Consider the following 9702-nt stretch of genomic DNA (forward strand, 5'->3'; position numbering starts at 1 on the left):
ATTATAAAACTTATTCGATAATTCTTCTTGCAGGTGAATCTTCCTCTAGCCTGAAATCATATTGCTCTTCATCTACGAACATTGGGTCCAAGTAAGCGGAGTTTTCATCACTATTAGAAGCCTTTTGAAAGGCAGCAAAAGAGATGTATTCTTGCTCCTTCCATATCCAGATCCCATCTTTTCCTTCTTCCTTATGAAACACATTTTTTATAAGCTGATTATCTTCATTAGTAGAAAAATAGTTAGCGATAAATATCCGTGATGGTCCAGCGGTCAAGATATTTTTCTCGATCACATTGTTCTTCGTATCATGTTGTAATTGAAGTTGTCCCCCGCCTAGACCCTTCGTATCATTTCGATAGAGGACATTACCGGTGATGGTTGAATGAATAGTTCCTCCTCGTAGCTTATCATAACCGCCAATCGATATCCCAGTGTAAAAATTTTCATACACGATATTGTTTATAATACGAATATTATCCGCATATTGATTTGCATGTTCAGAGGTTGCTTCAATACCGATATCACTTTGATAAATCGTGTTTTGCTCTATCGTAATATTTTTTCCACCATCCACATAAATTCCGCCAGCACTATAATCCTCTCCATAAGCTGGATTACCATAAGACGATATCTCATATATTTCATTATTTTTTACGACACCATTTCTTACATAGTCCGCTTCTGGATCATTTGCAGTTCCTTCATGACCAATTAAATCAATTCCAATATTGTCATTACGGCGAACTAGATTATCCTCGACCGTAAAACCATCAATATTTCCATTAAGTACGACAGATTCACTTGAGCCGAGCTTAAGCTCCTCCACTTTGTTTTTCAAAATATTTATATCTGTCATGGCCTCTGTTCCGTATACCGCTATTCCATGGGCATTTCCATCCTCGGCATTTGTTTCGATACGTCTTACATGATTATTCTCTAAGGTAATATGACTACTGGAGCCAGTTACGTAAATGCCGATAACGGTTGCTGTAGAGTCTGTCTGCAAGTCCTGAATGGTTAATCCACTTATGGTAACATAGCTTTTATCCTTTATCGTCACCATCGATGTATCTTCTTCTATATCTTTGATGTCTTTGCCACTAAGGACAACCTTTTCCTGCTCGTATGGCTTAAAAGTAATGGGATTTTCTTCTGTTCCACTATGTTGAATCTTGAGTTTCTCATGGTAGGTGCCTTCTCGTATCAAGACAGTTGTTCCAGGTTCCGCCTCTGAGGCAGCTTTATCGAGTGATTGATAAGGCTCTGTTTTTGTTCCAGGATTATGATCATCTCCATTAATTGCTACGTATATTACATTAGGGTCTTGTTGTGCATGGGTATTATTTATAACGAAAACAACCATTATTATTGCTACAGTCAAAAGTAGAAAAATATATTTTTTCATCCAATCCATCCTTTTCATTATTCTTCTTTCATTATATACCAAAAAAGAAAAGAGATCGCCTGTGCAATCTCCTTTCCATCTGTTAAGAACTTCCCTTTACTTTTTTATATTCTTTCAGCATGGTGTCATAATCTATTTGTCCGAAGGCACGATATTGAATAACTCCTTTTTCATCGATAAGATAAGTAGTTGGAACGGAAAGAATATGATATAAATCGGTTGCCTGTTCACCATTATCTAATAAAATTGGAAAGGTTAAACTATTGTCTTCTGCAAAATTTAATATATCATCATATTTGGTCTCCGTTTCGATTAGGTTAACCGCAAGTATTTTGATGTCCGTATTTTGGTATAACTTCTCAAGGTCAGGCATTTCCCTTTGACACGGCACGCACCATGTTGCCCAAAAATTCAACATAACTATCTCATCGCGGTAATCGGATAGCTGGACAAATTCGCCCTTCATCGTTTGCAGTTCAAAATCGGGGGCAACCTTCCCTACTTCTAAGCCAAACTCTTGTTGTTCCTCTTGGTTTCTAGCCTCATTTTCTCCATCCGTTATAAAAGAAAAAACCGCATAGCCTAACATCCCCAGCAAAACAACACAAATGATGATTCTCTTCACCATACTATTCCTCCATCTAGACAAGCTTTTTATATAATTATGAAGGAATGCTATATTTATGAGACACCTAGTTAAATAATACATTAGAAAAACTCGCATTCGGTCATCCTTTAGCGGATGCGTTAGCTTTTCTTATACTTTGGACTTCAACATTTTCTCTTCATCGCCTTACTTCCTGCAAAAATTTTATAGTTTCCTAACGAAAAAAATAAGCCCCCGAACAATCCATTTTCCGAAGGCTTATTATTTCGTTCGAATGCTATCCATCACGTTTAGCAACGAGTTAATACAAATAGGCGTGAATAGAAATCCCTTGGAACATAGTGGTCTCCTCTATGCCCTCTAAATCGTTCATGATCTAGCTGGATACCAATCTCCATGAGCTCGTCACCATTATAACTACCTTCATATCCTTCTATCTTATAGGAAGCATTAGGATCTAAGCCTTTTAATAACAAACGTTTATAGCTGGCGTTTGGCTCACATAATATATGATAATCGCCAACAACCGCCCTTTCTTTGTCCTCTGAAACAACCATCCAGCTTGTGCGATTTCCATTTCCAGAGAAGGGACTATGGATTCTGTAAAAGGTTCCGAATTGAAATAATTCGCGATGTTCTTTGAAGAAGCTAATTTGCTCCTTCATCGTTTCCTTATCTCCTTCTGACATTTCGGTCACATCCAGTTCATAGCCAAATGCTCCGAAATAGGCTACATTTGCTCGGGTCTCCATACTAGTAATTCGGCCAACCTGATGATTGGGCACAGCTGATACGTGGGCACCCATTGAACTAATTGGATAAACAAAGGATGTACCATACTGAATTTTCAAACGTTCTACTGCATCTGTATCATCACTTGTCCAGCCCTGTGGTGCATAATATAGAATTCCTGGGTCAAAACGACATCCACCACTTGCACAGGATTCAAATAAAATATCTGGAAATTCTGTTGTCAATCTTTCATACAGATCATAAACACCTAATATATAGCGATGTGGAACCTCTTGTTGACGGTCAGCAGCTAAGGAAGCTGAGCCTATTTCAGTCATATAGCGATTCATATCCCACTTGACATAAGAGATAGGCGCATCTCGTAAAATGGTTGCCATCATGTCATATATGGCGTCCACCACTTCTTTTCTGGAAAAATCTAAGACATACTGATTTCTACCGTGGGATTGACTTCTATCAGGCACATGAATAATCCAATCTGGATGTTTCTCATAAAGCTTACTTATTTTTGAGACCATTTCCGGTTCAAACCAAAGTCCAAAATCCATCCCTAATGCGGTGACCTTTTCTGCTAATCCAGTGATTCCATTAGGTAGCTTGGAATAATCTACAAACCAATCACCTAATGAAGTGGTGTCATCATCCCGTTTGCCAAACCAACCGTCATCTAAAACAAATAATTCAACACCTAAATCCTTTGATTGTTTGGCCATTTCCAGGATCTTGTCTTCATTAAAATGAAAGTAAGTCCCTTCCCAATTGTTAGTTAAAATAGGGCGAGGTTGATCACGCCATTTTCCGCGTGCTAGACGTGATTGATACAATTGATGATAGCTTTGACTCATTCCATTTAATCCTTGATTGGAATAAACCATGACAACCTCTGGTGCTTGAAAACTTTCTCCAGATTCAAGCAGCCAATTAAAATCAAATGGATGAATCCCCATGCTTACACGAGCGACATCTAGATAGTCAACCTCTACCTGTGCTAAAAAGTTCCCACTATACACGAAGCTAAAGCCATATACCTCTCCTTGAAATTCCGTTGTTTCAGGCCGCTTCAATGCAAGAAATGGATTCTGATGTCCACTGCTTGCCCCACGGGTACTTGAGATATTTTGTACACCTGTTTGAAGCTTTCTTGTTTTAGCATGTCTTTCCCTAGCCCATGCACCTGACAGTTGCATCATTTCATACTCTGCATCGAAGAGATCTACGTTAGCACTCATAACTCTGGTGAGGTTTAACTTCTGATTTCCTTTATTGAGAAATCTCACACTTCTTGTAATGGCATCATGCTCTTCAAAAACAGAATAGAGAAGGATTAGCTCTGTATCTATTACATGATCATATAAAGTAATTTCTACTGTTTCTACTTTATCATTTGCTTCTGCATACGTAGCTGGTAAACCTTCTAGCTTTGGCTTACCGTGATAGATTTTGTTGTCTTGATATTGAAAATTAGTTATTCTGCTACCATTCTCCTGCAAAATTTGAAAAGCAGGCTCTCTAAAATCGGTCGTCCCATAAGCAGGGTATTCTTGTTTCGTCTGCTCTAGTGTAAATGTCATATCTCCTTCTTGTAGATATGGTGTATTTGGGCGATTTCCCTTTATCAATAGATGCTCAAAAGAGGATTTATGACGAATTTTTTTACCATAATACAAGTGACCAAGCTGATCATTTTCTAATATGTTAAAAATATAGCTTGAATTTTTTGTTTGTAAATGAAATTCTCTCGTTTGTTCATTGAATGTAATGGTCATGTCTATACTCCTTAACTATTAGTGATAGGTTGGTAGCCAATCTCCATGTGCTGCAATCAAATCATCACATAATGCGATAATATCATCTATCGATAATTCTGCAGCAGTATGTGGGTCTAACATTGCCGCTTGATAGATTTTCTCTTTTTTTCTAGTTAGTGCAGCTTCCATTGTAAGTAATTGTGTATTAATATTGGTGCGATTTAAGGCAGCAAGCTGCTCTGGCAAATCACCTACATAAGTTGGTGTTACGCCATTGGCATCAACAAGACAAGGAACCTCCACAACCGCGTTTTCTGGTAAATTACTGATTAATCTACCTGTATTGCGTACATTACCACCGATCTTAAACGGCTTATCTGTTTCCATTGCTTCAATAATGTAAGAGCCATATTCATGAGAACGCTCATGTTGCAGATTTTTATCATGAACGAGGTCGTCCCTCATTTTTTTCCAGCCTTCTATCTGATTGACACAACGCCTAGGATATTCGTCTAAAGGTATATTATATTTTTCAATGAGTTCAGGATATTGGCTTTTAATAAAATATGGATGGTATTCTGCATTATGTTCTGAGGATTCCGTAACATAATAGCCAAACTTATCCATTAGCTCAAAACGTACCATATCGTCATGCTTCTCCTTTTGTTTTTGCTTGGCTCGTTTTTTGATTTCTGGATATAAATCCTTCCCGTTTTGCGTAATTTCTAGTAACCATGCCATATGATTAATCCCAGCTATTTTCCATTGGATATTCTCTTTAGACATTTCGAGTGAATCCAACAGATGACTAGCACATACTTGAACACTATGACATAGGCCTACTGTCTTAATGCCTTCTTCTAGCATAATGTTTGTTAAGACGGCCATTGGATTCGTATAATTTAAAAACCACGCATCTGGACAAACCTCTTTCATGTCGTGGGCAAATTCCTGCATGACAGGAATTGTTCTTAAATTTCGGAAAATCCCACCAATACCAATCGTATCTGCAATAGTTTGACGTAAGCTATATGTTTTTGGTACTTCAAAGTCGGTAATTGTACACGGATCATAGCCACCTACTTGTATCGCATTAATCACATATTTTGCTCCTCGAAGCGCTTCTTTCCTATCCTTATATGCTTTAATTTTTACAGTCGAATTTACATTCTTCTTTAAATTGGTTAACATCATTTCTGAATCTTCCAAACGTTGATGATCAATATCAAATAAAGCGAATTCAAAATCCTGTAATGCTTCTACTGTCATACAGTCCCCTAGTACATTCTTTGCAAAAACCGTACTACCAGCACCTAAAAAGGTGATTTTTGACATATTCATCCTCCTCAATATCCGCAATAAATTGCGTTATGTTACTATCGCATACATTCATATTAAGGGGATTTGAAAGCAATTACAATCGTAAATATTTTTTATATGAGTAATATATTGCTCTTTCAATAATCAATAAACAATCGATCAACAGGCATGTAGGACTGTGTGTTTCGATAATTACTTGGTGTTACACCTATAATATTTTTAAACACTTTACTAAAGTAATTCCCATTTGTATATCCAACTTTCCTCGCAATTTCTTCCATCGATAATTCTTTTTGTTGAAGAAGCTCCATCGCATGGTGAACCCTTATCTTTGCTAAATATTGAATAGGAGGTTCTTCCATTGTTCGCTTAAAGAGTCGATTAAAATGGTATTTCGAAAGTCCTGAAACCTCTACTATATGATCTAGTGTAATGTCAGTTGCATAGTTTTTTTCCATAAACGTAATTGCTTTTGCTACAGCAATGGGTAGATTCTCTTTCCTTTCTTTTTCATGTTCAAAATACGACATGCATTCCATTAAGAAGCTATAGGCATATCCAGAAGCTTCATAGCCTTGGGAGATCCCTGTTGTTTCGGCTTTTTCTAGCAGGCGAAAAATATGCTTGATCGGTGTAGAATCAGTAGGCAATGTAAGAATCGGCCCATGCTTTGCAACAATTTTTTCATAGTAAGTCTGTGCTTCTTGTCCATATAAGGTGATATATGCAAATTCCCACAAATCAGATTCCTTTGGAAGATAATAACAATGGTCACTAGGAAGCTTTACAAAGAAGGCATGACCTTTTGTTAAGGTTGTTGTCTTGTCGCCTATTGTTATTGCCCCTTGACCATTCAATGTATATTGAAATACGATAGCACCCTTTTCCTTTCGCTCTCGACCATCCCATCTATAGCTATGCTCTGTCCTAACCTCTTTACCAAGAGATAGTAAACCTGCAACCCGTTCTAATTGCTCTCCTTTAAATCGAAATCCATACGTACTATGAAAAAACTTCTCCTTCATCTCGTCTCCTCCCACCTCATCCTATTGATTGCAATATAGCAGTATTTTTTTTAGAAGACAACAGAGATCATTGATTTGCATATTGTATATGGTAAAATATTTTGGTGACTAATTATAAAAGGAGGGATATACTTGCTTATTTCCGGAGTTCTAAAACTTATCGGTGCTGGATTTGAATTTTTCCTAGGAATACCTGGCTATGGTGGAGTTTTCATCTTATCATTGCTTTGGACACCGCTATTATTTATGCTTATTTATCATATTGTTACACTTGTAATCTCCAAAAATAATCATACCCCTATTTGGGGACCGATTGTCGGCATTATTGCCAGTACACTCGGAATCATACCAGGTCTTGGCATGCTCTTACACTGGGCTGCATTCATCTGCTTACTTATTGATGGTATTTTAGTTTTTACCAATAAACGAGACTAATTGCAAGTGGCTGGGACATAATTAAATAGGGTGAATGAGAATCCGAACAATCTTCTGATTGAGCGTAGTCAAAATACAAAGACTCCTATGGGAACAGCACGAGCTGAAGATCCACTTTGCAAAACGGGTTTCTTTGCAAAGTTAGCAGACCGCCGTGCCACACTGTAAAGGGAACACTGCGAAAGTTTACTTGAGCAGATGTTGACTTATGCCCTATGGGTAAAAGCGGAGTATTTTGACGGAGCGGTTACAGTGCAGAAATATTAATGTTCGGATTTCTTCTGTTTTATTACTCTTTTGTCCCAGTCTCTTTTTCTATGAGGAGCAACTATCCGCTTTCATTGACTTCCTAGGACAAATCGCTTAAGCTTGCTTTAGGAAATGAGATAATGGAGGAATTGTGAAAATATGCTACAAGCGACAAATGTAAGTTTACGTTTTGGTGATAAAAAATTATTCGAAGATGTTAATATTAAATTCACTGCAGGAAATTGCTATGGATTAATCGGGGCAAATGGTGCTGGTAAATCTACCTTTCTAAAGGTCCTATCAGGTGAGATTGAGCCTCAATCAGGGCATGTCTCTTTAGGCAAGGACGAACGTTTAGCCGTATTAAAACAGGATCACTTTGCTTATGAGGAATATGAAGTGTTACAAACTGTCATCATGGGACATACCCGGTTGTTTGATGTAATGAAAGAAAAAGATGCCATTTATGCAAAGGCCGAATTCACAGAGGAAGACGGAATGAGAGCAGCAGAGTTAGAGGGCGAGTTTGCTGAAATGAATGGTTGGGAAGCTGAATCGGATGCTGCTATTTTGCTTAAGGGATTAGGAATAGATGAAGACTTGCATACGAAAAAAATGGCTGAATTAACCGGATCAGAGAAGGTTAAAGTGTTATTGGCACAAGCTCTATTTGGTAATCCAGATATTTTATTACTGGATGAGCCTACAAACCACTTAGACATTCAAGCGATCCAATGGTTAGAGGAATTTCTCATTAACTTTGAGAATACTGTCATTGTAGTATCTCACGATCGACACTTTTTAAATAAGGTATGTACCCATATCGCGGATGTTGATTATGGAAAAATTGAATTATATGTCGGGAATTATGACTTTTGGTATGAATCTAGCCAGTTAGCTCTCCAAATGGCAAAAGATCAGAATAAGAAAAAGGAAGAAAAAATCAAAGAATTGCAAAACTTTATTGCTAGATTTAGTGCAAATGCTTCAAAATCAAAGCAAGCAACCTCTCGTAAAAAAATGTTGGATAACATTACCTTAGAAGATATCAAGCCTTCTTCTCGTCGTTATCCATATGTTGCTTTTCAAGCTGGACGTGAAATCGGAAATGACCTTCTACGTGTTGAAGGAATTTCTAAAACCATTGATGGAGAAAAAGTGCTAAATAATGTTAGTTTTACGTTAAAACCAAATGACAAAGTAGCTTTTGTTGGACGCAACGAACTTGCTAAATCCGTGTTGTTCGATATCTTGATGGGAGAAATGGAACCAGATGAAGGGACCTTTACATGGGGTGTAACGACTTCCCAATCCTATTTCCCGAAGGACAACTCCGCATTTTTTGAAGGGAACAACATGACATTAGTAGATTGGTTACGCCAATATTCTCCTGATGACCAAACGGAAACCTTCCTCCGCGGATTCCTAGGTCGTATGCTTTTCTCAGGAGAAGAAGCATTGAAAAAAGCAAATGTCCTATCCGGTGGAGAGAAGGTTCGCTGTATGCTCTCTAAAATGATGCTAAGCAATGCCAATGTACTAGTATTAGATGAACCGACCAACCACTTAGATTTAGAGTCGATCACTTCTTTAAATAATGGCTTAATAAATTTCAAGGGGTCTATCTTGTTCACCTCCCATGATCATCAATTTATTAATAGTATTGCCAATCGTTTAATTGAGATCACACCTGAGAAAGTTATTGATAAAGAGATGAGCTATGATGAGTATGTCGCTGACCAAAAATTACAAAAGGAAATTGCAGCATTATACGAATAATTAATGGATGATAAAAACTACCTTTTCCTTTGAGAAAAAGGTAGTTTTTTTATGTGCCATTTTTTCCAAATTAGCTAGAGCGTATGCCCGAAATATTTGGTATGATTTTTCTTAGTCAATCTTACTACAGGAGCTTTCTATTCTGTTATAAACGTCATTTTAGTTCGGGATTCTCTCTAAATTGGTCTTTAAGCCAGGTGTAAGTACCATTTTGTTCGAGATCCTTCCTAAAATGGTCGTTAAATCCGGTATAAGTTCCATTTTCCTCGAATTCCTTCCTAAAATGGTCGTTAAATCCGGTATAAGTTCCATTTTCCTCGAATTCCTTCCTAAAACGGTCGTTAAATCCGGTATAAGTTCCATTTTCCTCGAATTCCT

The 9702-nt window shown here is 37.5% G+C and carries 8 protein-coding genes; 2 read left to right on the forward strand and 6 right to left on the reverse strand.

Features of this window, described 5'->3' with window-relative positions:
• Positions 1-10: 10 nt before the first annotated feature.
• The 5 genes from DLJ74_RS17735 to DLJ74_RS17755 form a co-directional block, all read right to left on the reverse strand.
• The gene (locus DLJ74_RS17735; RefSeq protein WP_109985465.1) at positions 11-1408 is read right to left on the reverse strand and encodes a DUF1565 domain-containing protein; all 1398 of its coding nucleotides are present in this window, start codon (positions 1406-1408) and stop codon (positions 11-13) included.
• 82 nt (positions 1409-1490) lie between these two features.
• Positions 1491-2036, reverse strand: a complete 546-nt coding sequence (locus DLJ74_RS17740) for a TlpA family protein disulfide reductase (RefSeq protein WP_245902381.1) — start codon at positions 2034-2036, stop codon at positions 1491-1493.
• A 269-nt stretch (positions 2037-2305) separates the two neighbouring features.
• Entirely contained in the window at positions 2306-4534 is a 2229-nt protein-coding gene (locus tag DLJ74_RS17745) for an alpha-galactosidase (protein WP_109985466.1), read from the reverse strand.
• A gap of 18 nt (positions 4535-4552) precedes the next feature.
• Positions 4553-5851 (reverse strand): alpha-glucosidase/alpha-galactosidase, encoded by a 1299-nt coding sequence (gene melA, locus DLJ74_RS17750; RefSeq protein WP_109985467.1) that lies wholly within the window; start codon positions 5849-5851, stop codon positions 4553-4555.
• A 122-nt stretch (positions 5852-5973) separates the two neighbouring features.
• On the reverse strand, positions 5974-6861 hold the full coding sequence (locus DLJ74_RS17755; protein WP_109985468.1) for an AraC family transcriptional regulator: 888 nt from the start codon (positions 6859-6861) through the stop codon (positions 5974-5976).
• Positions 6862-6993: 132 nt separating this feature from the next.
• Here DLJ74_RS17755 and DLJ74_RS17760 point away from each other — a divergent pair, with 132 nt between their 5' ends.
• Both DLJ74_RS17760 and DLJ74_RS17765 read left to right on the forward strand, forming a co-directional pair.
• The gene (locus DLJ74_RS17760; RefSeq protein WP_054788593.1) at positions 6994-7296 is read left to right on the forward strand and encodes a hypothetical protein; all 303 of its coding nucleotides are present in this window, start codon (positions 6994-6996) and stop codon (positions 7294-7296) included.
• A 408-nt stretch (positions 7297-7704) separates the two neighbouring features.
• On the forward strand, positions 7705-9324 hold the full coding sequence (locus DLJ74_RS17765) for an ABC-F family ATP-binding cassette domain-containing protein (RefSeq protein WP_109985469.1): 1620 nt from the start codon (positions 7705-7707) through the stop codon (positions 9322-9324).
• Positions 9325-9478: 154 nt separating this feature from the next.
• On the opposite strand, the gene DLJ74_RS20665 is transcribed toward DLJ74_RS17765, so the two are convergent.
• On the reverse strand, positions 9479-9702 hold a 224-nt coding region (locus tag DLJ74_RS20665; protein WP_219987239.1), incomplete at its 5' end, for a hypothetical protein.

The sequence above is a fragment of the Gracilibacillus dipsosauri genome (assembly GCF_003176895.1).
GTDB classification, from domain to species: Bacteria; Bacillota; Bacilli; order Bacillales; family Amphibacillaceae; genus Gracilibacillus; species Gracilibacillus dipsosauri.

Coding starts and splice junctions, on each gene's coding strand:
- DLJ74_RS17735 (WP_109985465.1), bottom strand. CDS start 1,408: ATGAAAAAATATATTTTTCTACTTTTGACTGTAGCAATAATAATGGTT.
- DLJ74_RS17745 (WP_109985466.1), bottom strand. CDS start 4,534: ATGACCATTACATTCAATGAACAAACGAGAGAATTTCATTTACAAACA.
- melA (WP_109985467.1), bottom strand. CDS start 5,851: ATGTCAAAAATCACCTTTTTAGGTGCTGGTAGTACGGTTTTTGCAAAG.
- DLJ74_RS17755 (WP_109985468.1), bottom strand. CDS start 6,861: ATGAAGGAGAAGTTTTTTCATAGTACGTATGGATTTCGATTTAAAGGA.
- DLJ74_RS17740 (WP_245902381.1), bottom strand. CDS start 2,036: ATGGTGAAGAGAATCATCATTTGTGTTGTTTTGCTGGGGATGTTAGGC.
- DLJ74_RS17765 (WP_109985469.1), top strand. CDS start 7,705: ATGCTACAAGCGACAAATGTAAGTTTACGTTTTGGTGATAAAAAATTA.